The organism is Spirosoma sp. KCTC 42546, assembly GCF_006965485.1.
Classification (GTDB): Bacteria; Bacteroidota; Bacteroidia; order Cytophagales; family Spirosomataceae; genus Spirosoma.
In genome coordinates, this window is record NZ_CP041360.1 from 2,813,835 (window position 1) to 2,832,744 (window position 18,910).

Annotated in this window: 21 protein-coding genes; 9 read left to right on the forward strand and 12 right to left on the reverse strand. The window is 45.6% G+C overall.

Translation table 11 applies throughout. From position 1 onward, the window contains the following. Position 1: 1 nt before the first annotated feature. The 5 genes from coaBC to EXU85_RS11280 all read right to left on the reverse strand — a co-directional run bounded on the left by coaBC (position 2) and on the right by EXU85_RS11280 (position 5,410). Positions 2-1,249, reverse strand: coding sequence for a bifunctional phosphopantothenoylcysteine decarboxylase/phosphopantothenate--cysteine ligase CoaBC (gene coaBC / locus EXU85_RS11260; RefSeq protein ID WP_142772176.1), 1,248 nt, complete (start codon positions 1,247-1,249; stop codon positions 2-4). Positions 1,250-1,402: 153 nt separating this feature from the next. Continuing rightward, a complete protein-coding gene (locus EXU85_RS11265; protein WP_142772177.1) occupies positions 1,403-1,714 on the reverse strand; it encodes a DNA-directed RNA polymerase subunit omega in 312 nt (103 codons plus the stop codon). An 81-nt stretch (positions 1,715-1,795) separates the two neighbouring features. Continuing rightward, positions 1,796-2,689, reverse strand: a complete 894-nt coding sequence (locus EXU85_RS11270) for an outer membrane protein assembly factor BamD (RefSeq protein ID WP_142772178.1) — start codon at positions 2,687-2,689, stop codon at positions 1,796-1,798. Positions 2,690-2,813: 124 nt separating this feature from the next. After that, a complete protein-coding gene (locus tag EXU85_RS11275) occupies positions 2,814-3,476 on the reverse strand; it encodes a T9SS type A sorting domain-containing protein (RefSeq protein WP_142772179.1) in 663 nt (220 codons plus the stop codon). 95 nt (positions 3,477-3,571) lie between these two features. Continuing rightward, a complete protein-coding gene (locus EXU85_RS11280; RefSeq protein WP_142772180.1) occupies positions 3,572-5,410 on the reverse strand; it encodes an OstA-like protein in 1,839 nt (612 codons plus the stop codon). Between the two features lie 32 nt (positions 5,411-5,442). On the opposite strand from EXU85_RS11280, the gene tilS reads away from it, so the two are divergent. Continuing rightward, complete coding sequence (tilS, locus tag EXU85_RS11285) at positions 5,443-6,798, forward strand: tRNA lysidine(34) synthetase TilS (protein ID WP_142772181.1); 1,356 nt, start codon at positions 5,443-5,445, stop codon at positions 6,796-6,798. Between the two features lie 143 nt (positions 6,799-6,941). After that, positions 6,942-9,224: an OmpA family protein gene (locus EXU85_RS11290; protein WP_142772182.1), complete on the forward strand. Its 2,283-nt coding sequence runs from the start codon at positions 6,942-6,944 to the stop codon at positions 9,222-9,224. 81 nt (positions 9,225-9,305) lie between these two features. Here the strand turns inward: EXU85_RS11290 and EXU85_RS11295 are convergent, their stop codons facing one another. Further along, positions 9,306-9,488 carry a hypothetical protein gene (locus tag EXU85_RS11295; RefSeq protein ID WP_142772183.1) on the reverse strand — a complete coding sequence of 61 codons (183 nt, stop codon included), beginning with the start codon at positions 9,486-9,488 and terminating at the stop codon, positions 9,306-9,308. A 109-nt stretch (positions 9,489-9,597) separates the two neighbouring features. Then, positions 9,598-10,113: a DinB family protein gene (locus tag EXU85_RS11300; protein WP_142772184.1), complete on the reverse strand. Its 516-nt coding sequence runs from the start codon at positions 10,111-10,113 to the stop codon at positions 9,598-9,600. Positions 10,114-10,319: 206 nt separating this feature from the next. On the opposite strand from EXU85_RS11300, the gene EXU85_RS11305 reads away from it, so the two are divergent. Continuing rightward, the gene (locus tag EXU85_RS11305) at positions 10,320-11,156 is read left to right on the forward strand and encodes a hypothetical protein (RefSeq protein WP_142772185.1); all 837 of its coding nucleotides are present in this window, start codon (positions 10,320-10,322) and stop codon (positions 11,154-11,156) included. 60 nt (positions 11,157-11,216) lie between these two features. Here EXU85_RS11305 and EXU85_RS11310 read toward each other — a convergent pair whose 3' ends face one another. The 5 genes from EXU85_RS11310 to EXU85_RS11330 all read right to left on the reverse strand — a co-directional run bounded on the left by EXU85_RS11310 (position 11,217) and on the right by EXU85_RS11330 (position 15,960). Next, positions 11,217-12,005 (reverse strand): SDR family NAD(P)-dependent oxidoreductase, encoded by a 789-nt coding sequence (locus EXU85_RS11310; RefSeq protein WP_142772186.1) that lies wholly within the window; start codon positions 12,003-12,005, stop codon positions 11,217-11,219. Positions 12,006-12,116: 111 nt separating this feature from the next. Next, entirely contained in the window at positions 12,117-13,313 is a 1,197-nt protein-coding gene (locus tag EXU85_RS11315; protein ID WP_142772187.1) for a hypothetical protein, read from the reverse strand. 18 nt (positions 13,314-13,331) lie between these two features. Further along, positions 13,332-14,168, reverse strand: coding sequence for a type 1 glutamine amidotransferase (locus EXU85_RS11320; RefSeq protein WP_142772188.1), 837 nt, complete (start codon positions 14,166-14,168; stop codon positions 13,332-13,334). Between the two features lie 50 nt (positions 14,169-14,218). Beyond that, a complete protein-coding gene (locus EXU85_RS11325) occupies positions 14,219-15,316 on the reverse strand; it encodes a carboxylate-amine ligase (RefSeq protein WP_142772189.1) in 1,098 nt (365 codons plus the stop codon). A gap of 176 nt (positions 15,317-15,492) precedes the next feature. Beyond that, positions 15,493-15,960 carry a hypothetical protein gene (locus tag EXU85_RS11330; RefSeq protein ID WP_142772190.1) on the reverse strand — a complete coding sequence of 156 codons (468 nt, stop codon included), beginning with the start codon at positions 15,958-15,960 and terminating at the stop codon, positions 15,493-15,495. 275 nt (positions 15,961-16,235) lie between these two features. On the opposite strand from EXU85_RS11330, the gene EXU85_RS11335 reads away from it, so the two are divergent. The 6 genes from EXU85_RS11335 to EXU85_RS35635 all read left to right on the forward strand — a co-directional run bounded on the left by EXU85_RS11335 (position 16,236) and on the right by EXU85_RS35635 (position 18,876). Then, positions 16,236-16,787: an RNA polymerase sigma factor gene (locus EXU85_RS11335; protein WP_142776683.1), complete on the forward strand. Its 552-nt coding sequence runs from the start codon at positions 16,236-16,238 to the stop codon at positions 16,785-16,787. 4 nt (positions 16,788-16,791) lie between these two features. Further along, complete coding sequence (locus EXU85_RS11340; protein WP_142772191.1) at positions 16,792-17,121, forward strand: hypothetical protein; 330 nt, start codon at positions 16,792-16,794, stop codon at positions 17,119-17,121. A gap of 275 nt (positions 17,122-17,396) precedes the next feature. Further along, complete coding sequence (locus tag EXU85_RS11345; protein WP_142772192.1) at positions 17,397-17,720, forward strand: hypothetical protein; 324 nt, start codon at positions 17,397-17,399, stop codon at positions 17,718-17,720. A 12-nt stretch (positions 17,721-17,732) separates the two neighbouring features. Then, positions 17,733-17,945: a hypothetical protein gene (locus tag EXU85_RS11350; protein WP_142772193.1), complete on the forward strand. Its 213-nt coding sequence runs from the start codon at positions 17,733-17,735 to the stop codon at positions 17,943-17,945. A gap of 98 nt (positions 17,946-18,043) precedes the next feature. After that, on the forward strand, positions 18,044-18,505 hold the full coding sequence (locus EXU85_RS35630) for a transposase (RefSeq protein ID WP_210422460.1): 462 nt from the start codon (positions 18,044-18,046) through the stop codon (positions 18,503-18,505). Next, entirely contained in the window at positions 18,454-18,876 is a 423-nt protein-coding gene (locus EXU85_RS35635; protein WP_210422488.1) for a transposase, read from the forward strand. Before EXU85_RS35630 ends, EXU85_RS35635 begins: the two co-directional genes overlap by 52 nt. Positions 18,877-18,910: the final 34 nt, after the last annotated feature.

Sequence of the window (18,910 nt, forward strand, 5' to 3'; positions counted from 1 at the left end):
TTCACAAAGACCTTAGTTTTTCACCGATCAGATTCACTAAATCCTGGGCTACTTCATCCTTTGGTTTTAGTGCAAATTCGTGCGTTTGCCCATCTTTGTCAATAACGGTAATCTTATTCGTATCGTGCCCGAAACCGGCCCCTTCATCGCGTAGTGAATTTAATACAATCCAGTCTAAATTCTTGGCATGAAGTTTCTTTAATGCATTTTCAACTTCATTATCTGTTTCGAGAGCAAAGCCCATCATCAATTGGCCCGGTCGTTTCTGGCTTCCAAGTGTGGCTGCAATGTCGGTGGTTTTGGTGAGTTCGAGAGAAAATACGGCTTCTTTTTTCTTAATCTTCCGATCGGCAGGGTGAGCGGGTGTGTAATCGGCAACGGCTGCGCTCAACACAACAATATCAGCTTCAGAAAAAGCCGCTTGTGTAGCTACAAACATTTCCTGAGCCGAACGCACCTGAATGCGCTGGATGGCAGGGGCGGGGAGGGGGAGTGTCGTTGGGCCACTAACTAAGGTAACGGTTGCGCCGGCCTTATGTAAGGCTTTGGCAATTGCATACCCCATTTTTCCCGTTGAATGGTTGCTGATATAACGCACAGGGTCAATCGGCTCCTGCGTTGGCCCCGCCGTTATCAGTACGCGCTTCCCCGCAAATACACTCTGCTCCGAACGCCTTGCCCCTTGCCTATCTGCCCAAAACTCATCCAGCACCTGAAGAATCGTTTCTGGTTCGGCTAATCGACCTTCCCCAATTAAACCACTGGCTAACTCACCATGCTCAGCCTGGATAATGTGGTTGCCAAATGATTCAAGTCGGCGTAGGTTTTCAATGGTTGTGGGGTGATGGTACATATCGACATCCATGGCTGGAGAGAAAAATACCGGACATCGGGCTGACAGATATATTGCCGACAACAGGTCATTGCATAAACCAGTAGCGCAACGAGCTAGTGTATGGGCAGATGCGGGAGCAACGACGATGGCATCTGCCCATAAACACAACTCTACATGATTATTCCAGCTCCCATCACCTGGTTGCCCGGATTCAGTGTTAACAAATGCCGATAGTACAGGCCGCTTCGATAACGTGGCTAGGGTTAATGGTGTAATAAATTCCTTGGCTGCCTGAGTCATGACCACCTGCACATCGGCTCCAGCTTTCACCAACAGCCGAACCAAAAGGGCTGATTTATAAGCTGAAATGCTGCCCGTTACACCCAGAAGAATTCTCTTACCCGTTACTGACATGAATTTAGGTAATCTATTAATCTATAAGTGTCAGTAAAGGCTGGTTAAAACAAGTATAGGCCTTAATGAACTGACATCTATGGATTTGTTTTAACACCAAAAACCGCACGGCGAATTTACCGTGCGGTCATAAAAGTAAGAAGAGGACCGACCTTAAGGCTGGGTCTCGTCGTTATAGCGCCAGTAAACTTTTCCTTCCAGAAACTCATCCGTTGCAATAGAAGTTGGCTTCGGCATACGCTCATAGAACTTCGAAATTTCGATTTGCTCGCGGTTTTCGAACACTTCTTCGAGGTTATCGACTGCCGAAACGAACTCAGAGAGTTTGTTGCTTAATTCTTCTTTATTTTTGGTTGCAATCTGCCGGGCACGTTTAGAAATGATCGAGACCGATTCGTACAGGTTGCCGGTTTGAGCCGCAATCTTATCGTTATTACGGGTGATAATTGATTGATTTGTTGCCATGTATTGATTTACGATTTACGACTTCCGAATTACGATTTAAAGGCCGACTAAAGTCAAACCTCGAACCTCGTAATTCGTAATTCAGTTTGCTGCCGTTACTTTGGCCGGGGGATTCTTAAGTTTTTCTCTTTCCTTTTCGCGTTCCTGCTCCAGTTTGTCCAGACGTTCGATTTCTTTTTGACTGGTTTCGTACATCTTCTCCGACTGCTTCAGAAACTTGCTATTAGGATACTTATCAATAAACGCCTGATGATAACTTATCGCTTCCTGATAACGTTCCTTTTGCTTGGTTTCCAGACTGTTTTGCGCCAGACTAAACTCGGCATCTACTTTTAGGAACGCTAGTTCTTCATTATATTCAGAATCAGGAAATTCTCGCTGAAAATTGTTGATCGCAATGACCGACGATTTGTACGAGGCAATATTAAAGCCGCTGGTTTTGTAGTAAAGCTTAGCTTTTTCATATGCTTTCCGCTCTAACTTTCCGCGCAGATCCAGAATCTGTTTCGTCGCATCATCGCGATACTTACTGTCTGGATAAGCATTGATGAAATCCTGTAATGCCGAAGTAGCCGTTAAAGTATTCGACTGATCAAGATTGAAGGAGGGCGTATCTCTATACAGTGAGTAGGCATACATATACATGGCCTCCTGCGCATAATCTGACCGGGCAAAGGTCTCGTAGAATTTCTTAAATAAAGTAGCACTCAGCAGATACTGGCCCTGCTGATACTGCGTATAGGCATAATAGAACTGTGCTAGCTCCGATTCGTTACTACCTTTCAGTACAGGAATAAGTTCTTCGAACAGCAGACCTGCCCGATACCAATCTCCTTTTTTGTAATACTCGAGGGCCCCTTTGTACTTAGCATCATCGTTGCCGCTTTTCTGCAATTTCGAGAAAGGGCTACACGAACCCAGTAAAAACACTACTCCAATTCCCAGCAGAATCTTACCAATATGACGTTGTTGCATATGCTTGCAAAGATACAAAAAAAATACAGGCTACACCGTTTTAACGACGACGCAGCCTGTGATAGTGCCGAAAAGAGCCAGCAATTAACACTGTTTAAACTATTTTAACAAATTGTATCCGCTACTACTGATGGCGAACAAGTAGGCGTTTAGTCGCTACTTTCTTTCCATCAACGGTTAGTTGATACAAATAATAACCAGTATCTAATGGCCGGGTAACGATTCGAACTTTACGATCATTTCGCTCAAGATCTATTTGCTCATAACCCGGTACAGGTGTGCCCAGTACATTCAGCAAAACTAGTTTGGCTTCGGTCACTGCACCTGTAAACTGATAATCCAGCTCTGCCACATCGTCGGCAGGATTGGGGTAAGCGTTCGAAATCCAGAGTTTATCGTTAGCAAACAAACGGTTATCGCTCTTGCCTTCCTGAGAAGGTGATTGCCGGATTTCGCTGGCTGGAGATGATGTCTCTGCTGCTGAGGTCCGAGCCGCTGCTTTGCCACTCGCATGAGGTAGCAACAACGACCGATAGTGTTCGTTAATAGCTGAATTTTTATTGAGCGTTATCGACCGATCGAGTCCTGATAAGGTCGGATTAGGCATGATCGAAAACCGCTGAGTCGGTATTCGTGATGCGCTGGTTTTTTGTGGCGATGACGTTCGGCCCAATTCGAGTCGGCTTCCTTTCTGGCCATCCGTATCCCGAAGAGCGACCTGCGCTCTGAGCGGGATAGTTGCCGTTAGCAAGCCCGTCAATACACCAATAAGTATAATTTGTTTCATGTAAGTCCACTTCAGGTACACACCTATTCACCACAAACCTATTCAGCTTAAAAGACAAAGTCAACTGTCTATTGTCTAAAAAATTGTTAAAAGTCTCAATTATTACCTTTTCGAACCAATTTTTGAGCCAAAGGTTTGTTTTGGCTCTTAATTTTTAATGGTTTTTTCACCGCAGGCTTCTCGGCCGGTGGCGTTTCGAGCCATAAAACCTGACCCTTTGTTGGTTTTTCTGCATCGCGCCACCGAAAACCGTCGAGTTCCTGCGTTTCGCCAGTTATTTCTTTAGGCGGAATAAGTTGCGAATCTGGATGTCCATAAAATCGAATTCGGCCAACTTTGTTGTCGTTAAATTCGATATTCATCCGGCTACATTCAACATGATTCAGGCCAATCATTTTATTTTTTTCGTTGAGAGCGTAATAAATACTTTGCCCATTGCCATCAACAAGTACCCGATCAAGCGTTGTTCTCTCCTGAAGCCGTACAGTATCAGAACCTGTTGAGCCAGTTCTTTTTTCTGTTACGCCTTTAGGTAGGGTATTCGTTGCAGAAGCCGTTGCATTTTTGATGTTATTGACTGCAGAAGATAGCTTTTTGTCAGACTTAGCCCTAGGCTGGTCCTCTGAAAGCGTATCTGGATTGACAAGTTTTGTGGCGAAATATGCCGTGATTGTACGCCCTTTTATCTGGTTGAAATTTTTTAGCGTATCGAGCGAGATAACGAACGATTTTGTTTTCAAAAACATGGTGTGAATCCGATTACTTTTGAGCAAAACCTTCATCGAATCGGCTTCCATCTGGTACTTGTTCTGGCTCCAGAGAATCGGTTTTTTGTAAAAATAAATGGTTGAATCAGCCGTGTCATAAATGAGAGAATCGCACTTGCTTTGTATGTCCGATTTATATAAAAAGACGTTTTTCTGACCCAGCAGTCGGCGGGTATTGGTAAGTTTGTTGTCGAAGGAAAATAGCGTATCAGCTCGAAGATAAAGCGTGTCATTTGTCGTCTCATTCGCAAGGCTTTTGGCAACCGCATGGCCCGTAACCCGCGAAATTCCGGCTTTCCCATTATAGCGAACATGGTCGCCGGTAATAACGGCTTTACGATCTTTGGCAACCATAATGACACTGCCTTTCGCAATCCCTAGTTCGGATACATTGTCATAGTAGAGTGAATCACCCGTTAACCGATACTTGGGCGTCTCGACAGTAGCCCGACGCTGAAAATTAGAAATGCCCGATGTAGTATTGTATTGCCCGGCAATGGCCGTCAGAACCCCATCTTTATTTTTGATGCGCGTTGGCCCCTGAAAGGTTGCGATTCGGGTGAGCGAATTATACAGCAGCGAATCGGCGGTGAGCGTACCTTTGGTATTCACTAAACGTACATTCTGACGAAATGTAAACAGTTTAGTGCGGGTGTCATAATAGCCTTCCTTGCTGGTCAGAACGTTTTCTTTGTCGACAATACGGCCTGGCGTTGGATAATGGGCAATACCCGACAGCATATCGTAGTCGAGTTGAGCGGTTGTCAGGGTCATTTTACGGTCATGCATAATTACATGACCACGCATATTTGCCTGACGCGTATTGCCGTAATAAAACATAGTGTCACCCCGCACGTTAATCGTATCGCCCTGAACAAGCCGGACATTACCGTAGGCTTCGATTACATTGGTCGTCACGTTCTGAATCGCGAGATTGCAGTACATGAGTACACCTTTGTGCCGTAGCCGGACGTTATTATATAATTTCCGAACCGCCTGACCAGGTATATTTAGGACGACTAAACTATCGGCATGAAATAACTCGACTTTATCGCCAGTGCCCGCAGCTACAGGCGCACCCCCAACTTGCGCCAGTGTATCCGTAGAGGGCACTAGTAAGCAAACGCAAACGGCAACAAATAAAAAGCGGGCAAACAAACGAATCATGTGACAAAACTACGGCTTTGGGCCGACACCGGATGTTGGAGCAGAATTTTTTAGCATTTATTAACGACAATCAACTATTCGGTCCCAGCGATCGTGTGCTGTTGGCCGTAAGTGGCGGCATTGACTCAATGGTACTGGCTGAACTAGTTTATCGTATCGGGCAGCCATTTGCCATAGCCCATGTCAACTTCGGTCTACGTGGCCAGGACTCAGAGAATGATGCCTTGTTTGTTCAGAACAAGGCTGAATACTATGGGGTTCCGTTTCATCTAACACACTTCGATACAACTGCTGTTGCTAAGGAACAGGGCATTTCTATTCAAATGGTTGCCCGAGATCTCCGGTATGCCTGGTTTGCTCAGCTTCTTCAGGACTATCAATATTCCTGTGTAGCAACGGCTCATCACAAGAATGATGTATTGGAAACGCTGTTGCTCAATCTCACCCGTGGCACCGGCTTAGCTGGCTTACATGGTATTGCGAGTAGCAAGAACGGAATAATACGTCCACTATTGTTTGCGACTCGCCCCGAGCTGGCTACCTATGCCGATGAACATAACGTGCTCTACCGGGAGGACAGTTCTAATTATAATGATACCTATGCTCGTAACCGGATTCGGCACCATGTTGTTCCGGTTCTGACCGATCTGAATCCGGGATTATGGCAAACATTACCCCGTACAATTGAGCGGCTGCGGGCTGCAGAAACGCTGATGCAGGCTGAACTTCAACGTTCCTGGCAGGAAACGGCAAGGCAAGATGGAGAACAAATCATACTACCTGTCAATAAGCTACAGGCATTACCTGAACCCGTGTTCCGACTAACAGAATGGTTCAAACCATTCGGATTTACTGACAATCAGGTGGAGCACATGGTTGAATCCTTACATCAACCTGTTGGGCAGGTATTCTCGTCAACTACCCATCGGATCAGTCATGAACGTATAGGTTTGGTACTTGAACCCTTAGTAAAGAAGGCAGACTACGAAATTATGCTACAGGATTGGCCTGATGGACCAGTGGAAGTAGACTCTGTGTTTACGCTTACGTTGGAGAGACAAGAGAAATCCGATGACTTCCGTCCATTGCCAGATTCAAGTGTGGCTTGCCTGGATGCAGATCGACTGACGTTTCCGCTTACCATTCGCCCCTGGAGACAAGGTGATCGGTTCCGGCCCCTGGGCCTAAATGGGCATAAGTTAGTTAGTGATTTGCTGAATGACCTGAAGCTTAGCCGTACTGAGCGTGAACAAACAGCAGTACTGCTCTCGGGTGGTCAGATTGCCTGGGTCATTGGCCATCGGATAGACCATCGCTTTCGCGTTCAGGCTGAAACGAAGCGAATTGGTCGATTTTCGTTGAGTAGAAAAAGGAAATTTAATCGTTGATAGCTACTTGAAAATTGTATTTTTAAGATACCATAACAAAAAAAGTAGCGCTTTAGGGGGGCGATACCAATTAGCTTATAAAGTTGGCATTCTATTTGTTAGGTTTCTGGCGAGCCCATAGTTTCTACTAACTCTCTAATACCATGAACCGAATTGTACGTGTCCTATTACTAACAGGACTAGCCTTCTGGAGTCTGAATGTTCAGGCACAAAGTGCGCGTTTACGAGCGGCTAACAAGCAATTTGATAATCTCAGCTATGTCAGCGCAGTGCGGGCGTATGAGGAATTTCTGCGGGCCGACAAAAAGAAAGATCCAGCCGAAACGCGCGATGCACTTATTAAACTTGGGTACAGCTACCGAAAGTTGCAGGATACCCGCAACGCAGAGCGTGTGTATGGCGAACTGGTAAAATCCTATACCGATCTGGATAGCGAAGTATACCTATACTATGCGCAGTCGCTGGCGGCCAATGGTAAATACCGGGAGTCGCAGAAAATGTATAGCCAGTACGGCGAAAAACAGGGCCAAGACCTCCGTGGACGCCGATTTACGGTATCTTACATGGATATGAGCCGGTTCTATCAGGATTCGTCTTCCTACCGGTTGTACAACCTCCCGATCAACTCCCGGCAGGCCGATTTCAGCCCGATGTACTATAAGGGTGGGATTGTTTTCGTATCAGCTCGCGATGAATCGGGTGTAGTGAAGCGCGTATTCAACTGGAATCAAACCCCCTTTCTGGATCTCTATTTTCATCCGGATACGAATCAACTGCGTGTGCCGGGTGCTGATCTGACCCGCTCGATTAATTCAGCTGTATTAGGTGGTGGTAGCGATGCAAAAACAGCCGGTACTGAAGTTACTGCTGAGAATCAACCCTTATCGAAAGCTGAGATTTTTAGCCGCACACTCAATACCAAATACCATGAAGGTCCAATGACCTTTACGAAAGATCAGAACTACATCGTCTTCACCCGTAACAATACGAGTAAGGGGAAAGCGGGTAAGAGCTCAGATGGGGTAAAAAAATTGAAATTGTATTCTTCCGTGAATAAGAACGGTAAATGGGTCGATATTCAGGAAGTTCCTTTCAACAGCAACGAATACTCCGTTGGTCACCCCGCTTTCTCGGCCGATAATACAAAAATGTATTTTGCTTCGGATATGCCGGGCGGTTATGGCGGTACGGATATCTACGTAGTTGAATTCAACAATGGTCAGTGGGGAACGCCCGTAAATATGGGCAAAGAAATTAATACCGAAGGCAACGAAATGTTCCCGTTTGCTTCTGAAGGAGATGATTTATATTTCTCATCTGATGGGCATGAGGGCCTGGGTGGTCTGGACGTATTTGTGGCCGAACTGAAAGACGGTATTGCTTATAAAGGCGTTCAGAACGTAGGTGCACCGATCAACTCCGAAAAGGATGATTTTGGGTTCATCACGGATAAGAATCGTACAACAGGTTTTGTGAGCAGTAACCGTAAAAAAGGTGTAAGCGATGATGATATCTATTCGTTCCGCCGTGCCTGCAAGCAGCTTAACATTCTGGTGTATGATGCCAAAACCAATACGCCACTTGAAAATGCGGATGTTCGGATTTTGCGGAATGGCATCAATCAGGATCTTCGTTTAACCAACGTGCAGGGCCGTACCGATTTATGTGTCGACTCGAACACCGAATACGAATTTAAAGCCATTAAAGAAGGCTACGCCATGAACAGCGTTCGTTTCTCAACCCTGACGCAGTCGGCTAAACCGGTCATGAACGTATCGATTTACCTTGAGAAGTCGGAAAATACGTTAGTGAAGGGTGTAATCAAGACGGAAGTAAACCAGCAGCCCGCAACGGGTGTGAAGGTGACCTTGCGGAATGAGAAGGATAAATCGGAACAAACCGTAACGACTGGTCCAGATGGCGGCTATGAGTTTGATGTGAAGCCAAACGCACCTTATACGATTACAGCTCAGAAAGATCGCTACGCAACCAAAAAAGCGCAGTATGGCAAAACGAAGCGTAAATCGAAAATTGTTACGGACTCCCTGGGTTTGTATGGCGTAGGGGATGTATTTCAACTCAAGAATATTTATTACGACCTGAACAAGTTCTTTATTCGTGCTGATGCTGCACAGGAACTAGATCATGTACTGGCTATTCTTAAGGAGTACCCACAAATGCAGATCGAACTTCGGTCACATACCGATGCCCGTGCTACAGACACCTACAATATCCGGCTATCGGAGAGTCGTGCTCGTGCGGCAATGGATTATCTGGTGGCTCGGGGGATTCCCGCCAGTCGCCTGGTGGCGCGGGGCTATGGTGAATCCGAGATTCTCAACGGCTGCGTAGATGGCGTGAATTGTACGGAAAGCGAGCACCAGCAAAACCGCCGGACCGAGTTTAAAGTATTAGCTGTACAATAAAAAGCTTCGCATTAATACCCATAGTTGTGTAACAAAAACGGCCCGTCGAAAATGGGCCGTTTTTGTTATGTTGATCAGTCATTACGATTGCTTAACATGCTTCTTATGGACCGATGAAGTCATCGTTTTTGATTTCGATGGCGTAGTCTTCTTCACAGTCGTTGTTGTTTTAGATACTGGTTTGTCTTGTGAAGGCGTGTTGGCAAACGAGATATTGACACAAAGAGCGGCTACCGCAAGGGCTGCCAATATTGACTTTTTCATGAGCTTAAGAATGGTTTTTAGTGAAAGAACCCCGCCTTTCTGGCGAACTTCCTAAATGAAAGGTCGACTAGTAGGATGAAGTACTAATGAATGATAACTTAAAAACCAGTTAAACTGTTATCACGCGCACCGTAACCGAGAGTTGACCTACATGGCGCATCGTGTGTTCGGCAGCGTGCGTCAGTAAACCAATCAGGGTAGAGGGGAGTTGCGCCCGACCCACTCCACGTATTTCAGTCAGAGCTTGTTCATCGGTCAAACGGAGTTGGGCTAATGCTTTTTCAACCTGCTCAGTAAACAAATTAACTAACTCCTGAACAGAAAGGGGCGACTCACCTGGCTTACCTTCTGATGCTAAGAATGCTAGCTGATCAGGCGAAAGCGCTTCCTGGCGTGCGTAGGTAAAGAGCCGATCCAATACGCCTGCCAAGTGTTGCAGGTGATAGCCCACCGATGCCACGTTCGCTGGTCGCTCCCAAAGTAATTGGTCTGGAAAATCATGCATGAGTGTGCTCACCTCTTCGCGGGCCTGCAGCAGTGCGTGTGCTATGGGCTGGAGTAGGGGTGGCATAGTTGAGAGAGGGCCACGTAACCAGACTTCGCGTGTTTCAACTGGGGGTTGCATAGGTACTTACTAAGTTAATTCGCCTTTCAGGAGCTCACCAATACCCGCCTGCAAACGCTGTTGCATAGGTACTTACTAAGTTAATTCGCTAATCAACGATAGACAAAATAGGGACAAAAATTTTATTATTTACGACTTTCCTTTTCACCCTTCGGCCTATATAGCTAAACAACGTCTGATAATTTTACCAGTTTAACATCTGTAGTATGCGACTCAATTTTAGCATTTGGCTTCGTGTTTTAGCACTTTTTATTTTATTGACTTCCTGTGAAGATCACCGAATTCCAGCAGCTCAGCGGTTTCGAATTAAACGTGTTTCGTATAAACACATAAATGACACAAACCGCTCGTATAACACATTTAATTATTCTATCGAAGGTCGTTTAGATAGTATAACTTCTGGATATATAGGCACCAATTGGATTTCTGTGAATGGTAGAAAACTACTGTATTATAACGAGCAAGGTAAGCTCATAAAAATAGAGAGACAATTTAAAGCTGGTACTGGAATGGCGGTATATACCCCAGGCGAATACGTTGCTGATATGAGGTATTACTATACCTATGATGAGGGTGGTAAGCTTATCTCAGTATACACAGAGCAGGTGAGTGACATCGATAAATTTGCCCGCTTTGCGGGTCAGTGGAATTTTGACTATAAAGACGGGGATAAAGTTCCGAGCCGAGTGACATCAATCAGTGGTGGGCCTGTATCGTCTGGACGAGCCGTATATGCTTATAATTATTATACCTATGATAAGGGGAATGTTGTTACAAGGGAACAAAGTAATCAACCTAAGTCTGGTATTTACCCTCCTGAAACGTTTCAATATGACGACAGACCTAATCTTCTTTACGGATTAATGTATGGCGTGTTCTACACACATGATTTAATCGATTTATATGATGATATTAGGGCTTTTAGCCAAAATAATGCTATGCTAAGCCATGAAATTTACACGTATGATTCGAATGGCTTACTGACAAAAGCCACCCAACGTGATGGTAATTATGAGATCATTTATGACTATGAATCTTACTAGATTACTAACAAGGCCAAAACAGGTTCTTTACCCCTGATTATGAGAGGAAGGCTTGACTAGTTAAATCACCGTTCCGCCATCCGCATAAAACAAGCTCCCTGTGCTATAGGATGAGGCATTAGATGCCAGAAACAACGCCAGTGGGCTGATTTCGTCGGTTGTACCCATACGGGCAATCGGGATTCGCTTGGTGAAGTGATCCAGAATCTTCTCATCCTGCCAGAGGGCCTGACTAAATTTGGTTTTGATCAGACCAGGACAAATGGCATTCACCCGAATCCCGTCAGGACCCCATTCTTTCGCCAGTACCTTTGTGAGCATATTCAACGATGCTTTACTGACACTGTACATACCTAAGCCGGGGTCGGGTGTATGACCAGCAATACTGCTGATCATGATGATACTACCTCCACCACGGGCTTTCATGCTGGGATAGCAAAGCTTACTTAACTCAAATGGTGCCTTCACATTGGCCTGCATGATCTTGTCAAAAGCCGCACCATCGCAGTCGAGAGAGGGGCCGAAAACGGGGTTCGATGCAGCGTTGTTAACTAAAATATCAATGCCTCCGTAAGTAGCAATGCTTTTATCAACTAATTGCCGAAGCTGATCCATATCGCCTACATGAGCGGCAATGCCTGTGGCATCGCCACCCTGCGCCCGGATGTCGCTGGCGAGGGCGTCGCAGGCATCCTGTTTGCGGCTACTCACAATAACTTTAGCACCGAAACGGGCAAATACACGCGCCATGTCTTCGCCAATGCCTTTGCTGGCTCCAGTTATAATGGCCACTTTTCCGGTCAGGTCAAACATGGCTTTTTCGGTAGTGGGTTGGAGAGAGTTTTCCATAATAGATAAAAAGTTTGAGGTTCGTAGTTTGAGGTTTGACGTTAGATAACACCTGAGTTACCGATGCGCCCAGTAACGTCAAACCACAAACTACGAACCTCAAACAATCTTTTACTTTTCAAAGAAGCAGACTGAACCACCTACCCAGTCTTTATTTTTATTGAAATTAACCCCAATCATTTCGCCCCGGCTCAAGCGACTCAGATTAGTGACCAAAGTGGGTTTGGGGTCTTCTTTAGGCCAGATAAATAACATACGAATCTCGCATTTAACTAACCCATCCGGCGACTGAATAACAGGTTCATATGTAACCTTCCGTTGGAGCAAATAGCCGTCACGTTGATCGGCGGGAATGGCATCAAGGTCGGCGGAGGTGATGTTTAGTTTAACGCCACTACCCGCAAACGAGAAGAGCGGCTTCAATACGTAGTTTTCCAGATCAGCAGGATACTCGCTCAAGCTTGACAGGTAGTAACTGGCAGGAACGTACGGGCTTTTCAGCAGGGGGAGTGTGTATTTGCTAATGCGGAAAAACCAGTTTGGATGACCAACCCACTCTACGTCTACATCATCGGTGAGATGAAAATCAGTTTGCAGGTCAGGGAAGTTTTGTAAATCGTCAAAAATCAATCGGTTATAGATGCGTTTGATACGTACTTGTCGACCGTCTTTTTCGTAAAACAACGCACGACCTTCTTTCCTGATTTTGGTCAGACAAACGGACGCAACGCCCAATGCCCGCTCGGTCAGTACAAAGTCGATGCGGGTTTTTTGCTTTTCAGGGTAAATTTCCAGTAAAATAACTTCCTCTGGCTCACAATCACCCACAATCATCTGTCGAAGCCGTTCCAGGTAATCCGCATTTGTTTCGACGTTGAACAAATGTGAGAGGTTATCGGGAATCTGATACGTTGTGCGGAATAGATTCGCAAGGAAGGGTTGAAAACTGTAGAGCGACGGAAATCCCTGCAATTCAATCAATTGCGGGGTAAGTTCCCCGCCGTCATTCGTACATACCGCGAAATCTACCGCCAGAAACTGGGTGTGCCCGTCTTCATTAGGAACCCGTTGGCCTTCTGGAATTGCCTTTTCTGTAAGCGCGTTAAAATCATCACGAGTAATAACGCTTACAATATCATCGCAGGCTTGTAGAAGCTTGTCGGTCAGTACTTTTGGGACAAAAATCGGCGTTTCAGCCACGCGAAAATCTAGTTGATCGGGTAGCTCTGTATTTATTTTATCCAAAAAAGCCCGGTAGCGTTCCGGGCTAAAAGTTTGGTTATAGGTTTGGCGAACGGATTGTATCATAGATTTCTTAGGACAGGGTTAATGCTGTTCTATAAACTGTTCGGTCAGAGCCAACGACTGAATGGCCTGGCTCAAAAAGCTGGGTAAAATGATCGACTCCGTCAGCGCAATTTTGTCTGGGTCCTGCAAATAAGCGACCATGTCGTTGTACTTTTCCTGCCCGAAATTCGATACAATATGATTCCGTTTTTCGTCCTGTAGGAAGTACCGTAACATCCCTTCATTATCGGCTTCGGGATGGAACTGGGTGCCTAAAATCTCAGGTGAAAACCGAATGGCCATCACTGCCCGGTCAAGCAGCACGTGCGGGCGAATTTTCTCCAGACAAAGAATTGTCGCCCCCATTTCGTCCAGACGGTCGGCATTCGGCTCGGTAATCTGATAATCTCGTGAGTCGACCGCAAAAAATGGGTCAGGCAGGCCTTCCAGTAACGTTTCTCCCAACCCTTCGTCGGTTTTATGAACCGGAAAAATACCGAATGATGTTGATCGGCGTCGGCTCAGCAAACCTAGGTCGAGGTGACGAACAACCAGTTGAAACGAGTGGCAGATCAAAAAGACAAATTTCTTACGCTCGTTGTGCAGGTTCCAGTCAATTATCTGATCGATCAGGTCAAAATAGCGGGCCTCCCATGGCTCCGATGAGGCAAGAGGGCTGCCAGGCCCACCTGACGAAATAAATATATCGTACTCTAAATCAGGAAGTTCATTTTTAGATCGAACATCGAAAACATCATAAGATAGTTCCTCCTGTACATTCCCCTGCATGTTCCGAATCTGGTGCAGAATACAACGCATTCCTTCATTGGCATGGTTGTTATTCATATCCAGTACGGCAATTTTTACTACATTCATAGGTGTCGGTTACGGCTAATTAGTTGATGATAGTCGTTCTAAAATAACTGTCAGATACCCAAAGAAGTTTCTTCGATAATGTAATCCATAACCTTCTTCAGGTCATTGGTCTCTTGAAAAACAGCTAGTTGACGGTCGGCACCAGTGCCCATTTCCAGAATTTTGAGTACGTATTCACACTCAGCCCGGCTACCTAATTCATCCACAACATCGTCGATAAAACTGAGTAGCTCATGAATAAGCTGATGGGTCGGTACCTCTTCCTGCTTACCGAAATCAATGAGTTTCCCTCCAATACCGTACCGGGCAGCCCGCCATTTGTTTTCATTGATCAGAATACGTCGGTAGGGCCGGAAGTTTAAATTTTGTTTGTGCAGTTTATAGATTTTAGCCACCAATGCCTGCATAATGGCGGCCAGACAAATGGTTTCGTCAACACGCATCGGTACATCGCAGATGCGGAACTCAATGGTATCGAAAAAGGGGTGTAGGCGAATATCCCACCAGATTTTCTTGCCGTTGTCGATACAGCCGGTTTTAATCAGCAGGTTTATGTACTCATCATACTCAGCCGCCGATGAGAAAAAGTCAGGAATACCCGTTCGTGGGAATTTGTCAAATACCTTCGACCGGTATGATTTGAAGCCTGTATTACGTCCGCGCCAGAACGGTGAGTTGGTGGAGAGGGCGTAGATATGGGGTAAAAAATACCGTACCGCATTCATAATTTGAATGCCCTCATTCCGATTTTCGATACCTACGTGGACGTGCAGGCCAAAAATAAGGTTCGAGCGGGCTACATCGCGCAGTTCTTCAATGAGCCGGTCGTACCGTTCGTTGGGGGTAATGAGTTGTTCCTGCCAATCAGAAAAGGGGTGGGTTCCGGCAGCCGCAATTTTTAGGTTCTGTTTCTCGGCCAGTTCAATAATCATTTTGCGGAGGTAGGTAACCTCCTGCCGGGCCTCCTGAATATTGGTGCAGATATTGGTGCCAACCTCAACGACGGCCTGGTGCATTTCGGCCTTTACACGTTCCTGAAGGACAATCTGGCCACCGTCAACAATCTTGGACATGTGCGAACGCAACTCGCCCGTAGTAGGGTCAATCGTTTGAAACTCTTCTTCAATACCGAGGGTGAAAACGGGCATAGGCGTTATGTGTTAGGAAAAGCAGATTCGTATGGGTTGAGAATTGAAGAGGTAAGATACTAGTTTTTCGATTGGTGCGCTATGGACAGCAACGACAATTCATTTTTTTGTTAACCAACGATGAACAATAGCGAGTGACGGATTATGTGTTCAACACAATGAAGGTAGCTCCGGCATCAGAGAGTTGGAATAAGCTTAAATTTTCGATCAAGTGCATAGTAAACCGTATCGGCTGTCTTTACATTGCCTATTGTGGCATTTAGATAGGTTTTTGAGTAATAGTAGATTTGAGGGTCCTGCCATCTGTTCGCGATTGCTAAGGTGGTCAGCGAGTCCAGTTTATCATAATAATTTGCCGAGTCTAAATCGGCTTTTGCGCTATTGCCCGAAGTCGTATAACGCGTTGAAAAATAAGTGATTTTCTTTCTGTAGTTTTCCTTACTAAGCGTATCCAATCGACCTGCACCAATCATAACAAAGCCTGTCGTTTTTAACGCATGGATAGTCAGGTTTTTGTTTGCCGTTGATGCTGATTTTTCAAGATAGCTGCGAATACTACTGTCAATTTCGCCACAAACTTTCTCTTTGGCTGGAGCACAGGCTACTACTAATACGAAAAAATAAAGTGAATAAATGGGTTTCATAGTGGTTGGTTGCAACTCAAAACGATGAGCAGATCAGGCAAATTACTCCATTGTTTCCGCAATTGAACTACTCAATCGAAAAGGCATTGCTATTTTTAACACCTGCATAGCAACCGATCATCGTTAGCCACGACCTTCCATTGATTTAGCCGTTATATGGCCCGATGGTTTTGCACTTATTGGATCTGCTCTGGGTTTCTCAGACAATGCCAATCGTTTTTGTACATTGGCCAAACAACCCGTTCACCAACTCATACAGCGTCTGGTTTATTAAGATGGCTGAGCCAGCTAAACGAAATATCATCGAGACAGTTAAGCAGTACGGAAATCGGCTGTCGCGCTTTATTCGTGGGCAGGTAAAAACCGATGAAGATGCTGAAGATATTTTGCAGGACGTTTGGTATCAACTCAGCAAAGTGGTTGATCTGGACGGAATCGAAAGTATCAGTGGCTGGTTGTTTCAGGTGGCACGCAATCGGATAACGGATACCTATCGAAAGAAAAAAGAAGATCCTTTATCCGGTTTGATGATTGAAGATGACGAGGGTGATATCAGTTTCCGGGAAATCCTGTTAGCCGATGCCCAAACGCCCGAAGACCAGTTTTTTAAGGATATTTTCTGGGACGAATTGATGCGGGCGCTGGACGAACTGCCCGAAAATCAGCGCAGCGTGTTTATGAAGAATGAGTTGGAAGACCTTACCTTACAGGAAATTGCCGACCAAACCGGTGAAAACCTGAAGACCATAATTTCCCGAAAGCGATACGCCGTGCAACATCTACGCAAGCGACTACAGACTCTTTATAACGAACTCGATAACCTGTAAACCAATGAGAAATCACTATGGCCGAAGACGATTACGCTTCTTCTTCCCAGTATTTATACTGATGGCCTTATTCTTCTTTTCGTTTGCTGTGTACTGGCTCTGGAATAAAGTGCTGGTAGCAGTGGTGCCCGTGAAAGTCGTAACCTATTGGCAGGCAATGGGATTATTAATTTTAAGCAGAATATTGCTGGGAGGGGTTAAAGCCGGGCCTGGTGGTGGCCGATCACCCGAAGGTGGCGGTCCGCCCTGGCGGGAAAAATTTCGGCAAATGAGCGACGAAGATCGGGCGAAATTTAAAAACGAATGGCGTAGACGTGGCGAAGACAGGTCGTAATCATCTTCATTATACTTATATCTCATCAGATGATTTTGATGAGATTTTTTTATAGGCAGAAGTTCTCGCTTGGCTTCGCCGAGTGAGGCATATTCGTTCAAGGGCCTCTGGCCCGTTTTTGATATAATACTCCGGCCAGAGGCCGTTAACCTAATAGCCCTCACTCGGCGAAGCCAAGCGAGAACGCATATGAGAAAAATCTTCACGCCCACTAAAGTAATTTCTCGTCTGATTCGTCATCCCTTGTATAACAACAAGTAAACTAGACAAATACGATGAACAATAACCTGTTAAAATCAATTCTGGCTGGCCTATTGGTAGGAGTAGCTTTATTCATCATGCCATTTTTCCTGATTCGGCTGGTGTTTTTCGTCCTGATCATCGGCGCTTTACTTCGACTTTTTGGCGGTGGCCGTTTCCGCCGGGGATGGAGGCAGGGGCCTGGGTACGGTCAAATGCCCGCTTTCGCTGACCGGATTCGTCAAATGAGCGACGAAGAGTATAACCAGTTCAAACAGCGTTTCAATCAGGGTGGCCGATGCGGTGATTATGAAACCCGAAAGGCAACCGACAAACCAACGAACGAAACAACCTTATAACGAACCGAACCGATGAGACAACGCTTAAATCCATGGGTCGTGGTATTAACCGCAGCCCTCACCTTTGGGAGCCTGATGGCTCTCGTAGGCCCTCGTTCATTTGGGCATCATGGCTGGGGTCATCGTGGCTATTATGGACATCAGTATCAATATAATCATGGCAGCTGTGATAGCCAACATGCCGACAGATCGACTGATAAAGGCGATTCCAGCCTAAAACGGTAAAGTCCTAAGAAGCTGTCTGAAAACCCTCTGAAGATAGAAAAAGGCATCCGGTAAAAGGGGAATTTTGTAGCGACGAAACTGCAAAAACTCCTTCTCAGATGCCTCAGTACAAAGCTAAACAGAAAGCCCCTAAAAAGTACCCAACGGAACTGTCTAATCAACAATGGAAACGCTTGAAATCTATTTTGCCAGCCCCTAAAAAACAAACTGGTGGTCCCGGACGCAATCCCTTAGACCTACGTGAAGTAATCAATGGGATTTTGTACTGGATGCGTTCAGGTTGCTCGTGGTCATTGTTGCCCAATGATTATCCTAATCACAAAAGTGTCTATCACTATTACAACCTCTGGAGTCAACATGGAATATGGGAGCAGATCCATGTTCAACTCGTTTCCAAAGCTCGTAAAAAGGCTGGCCGCAAGAAGCGACCTACGGCGGGTTCAATTGATTCGCAAAGCGAACCGCCCAGACAGGCGGTCAAGAACGTGGCTATGATGCTGGTAAGTCTATTAAAGGCCGGAAGCGATTTATTCTGGTGGACACAATGGGCTTCCTTTTAGGGGTCAGGGTAGTGGCTGCAAGCATCTCTGAAAAAGCGGGGGCAATGCTACTGATTGAAAAGATTTGGTCACAAAGCCTGTTGAAACAACTCTGTGGTAAGATGGAGTTAGTGTGGGTTGATTCGGGCTATCAAGGGGATGATCTATACGATTGGGTAGCTACCTTAACAGGCTGGATCTGGCAGGTCGTCAAGCGTAGCGACGATCAGAAAGGGTTCAGGATATTGCCTCGCCGTTGGGTCGTTGAACGAAGTTTTGCCTGGTTGAGTTTTAACCGTCGGTTAGCCAAAGATTACGAAAGGCTTATCCGAAACAGTGAATCAAACCTTTACATTGCCATGTTGCCGATGATGCTCCGAAGGTGCAAATAACCTTTTTCAGACAACTTCTAAGATCAAGTCCATA

Bases quoted from the DNA above. Each gene is read 5' to 3' on its own strand.
- EXU85_RS11300 (WP_142772184.1), bottom strand. From the start codon at position 10,113: ATGCAACCCCCAGTTGAAACACGCGAAGTCTGGTTACGTGGCCCTCTC.
- EXU85_RS35630 (WP_210422460.1), top strand. From the start codon at position 18,044: ATGCCTCAGTACAAAGCTAAACAGAAAGCCCCTAAAAAGTACCCAACG.
- EXU85_RS11270 (WP_142772178.1), bottom strand. From the start codon at position 2,689: ATGCAACAACGTCATATTGGTAAGATTCTGCTGGGAATTGGAGTAGTG.
- EXU85_RS11315 (WP_142772187.1), bottom strand. From the start codon at position 13,313: ATGATACAATCCGTTCGCCAAACCTATAACCAAACTTTTAGCCCGGAA.
- EXU85_RS11325 (WP_142772189.1), bottom strand. From the start codon at position 15,316: ATGCCCGTTTTCACCCTCGGTATTGAAGAAGAGTTTCAAACGATTGAC.
- EXU85_RS11280 (WP_142772180.1), bottom strand. From the start codon at position 5,410: ATGATTCGTTTGTTTGCCCGCTTTTTATTTGTTGCCGTTTGCGTTTGC.
- EXU85_RS11340 (WP_142772191.1), top strand. From the start codon at position 16,792: ATGAGAAATCACTATGGCCGAAGACGATTACGCTTCTTCTTCCCAGTA.
- coaBC (WP_142772176.1), bottom strand. From the start codon at position 1,249: ATGTCAGTAACGGGTAAGAGAATTCTTCTGGGTGTAACGGGCAGCATT.
- EXU85_RS11310 (WP_142772186.1), bottom strand. From the start codon at position 12,005: ATGGAAAACTCTCTCCAACCCACTACCGAAAAAGCCATGTTTGACCTG.
- EXU85_RS11265 (WP_142772177.1), bottom strand. From the start codon at position 1,714: ATGGCAACAAATCAATCAATTATCACCCGTAATAACGATAAGATTGCG.
- EXU85_RS11290 (WP_142772182.1), top strand. From the start codon at position 6,942: ATGAACCGAATTGTACGTGTCCTATTACTAACAGGACTAGCCTTCTGG.
- EXU85_RS11345 (WP_142772192.1), top strand. From the start codon at position 17,397: ATGAACAATAACCTGTTAAAATCAATTCTGGCTGGCCTATTGGTAGGA.
- EXU85_RS11275 (WP_142772179.1), bottom strand. From the start codon at position 3,476: ATGAAACAAATTATACTTATTGGTGTATTGACGGGCTTGCTAACGGCA.
- EXU85_RS11305 (WP_142772185.1), top strand. From the start codon at position 10,320: ATGCGACTCAATTTTAGCATTTGGCTTCGTGTTTTAGCACTTTTTATT.
- EXU85_RS11320 (WP_142772188.1), bottom strand. From the start codon at position 14,168: ATGAATGTAGTAAAAATTGCCGTACTGGATATGAATAACAACCATGCC.
- EXU85_RS11295 (WP_142772183.1), bottom strand. From the start codon at position 9,488: ATGAAAAAGTCAATATTGGCAGCCCTTGCGGTAGCCGCTCTTTGTGTC.
- EXU85_RS11335 (WP_142776683.1), top strand. From the start codon at position 16,236: ATGGCTGAGCCAGCTAAACGAAATATCATCGAGACAGTTAAGCAGTAC.
- tilS (WP_142772181.1), top strand. From the start codon at position 5,443: ATGTTGGAGCAGAATTTTTTAGCATTTATTAACGACAATCAACTATTC.
- EXU85_RS11330 (WP_142772190.1), bottom strand. From the start codon at position 15,960: ATGAAACCCATTTATTCACTTTATTTTTTCGTATTAGTAGTAGCCTGT.
- EXU85_RS11350 (WP_142772193.1), top strand. From the start codon at position 17,733: ATGAGACAACGCTTAAATCCATGGGTCGTGGTATTAACCGCAGCCCTC.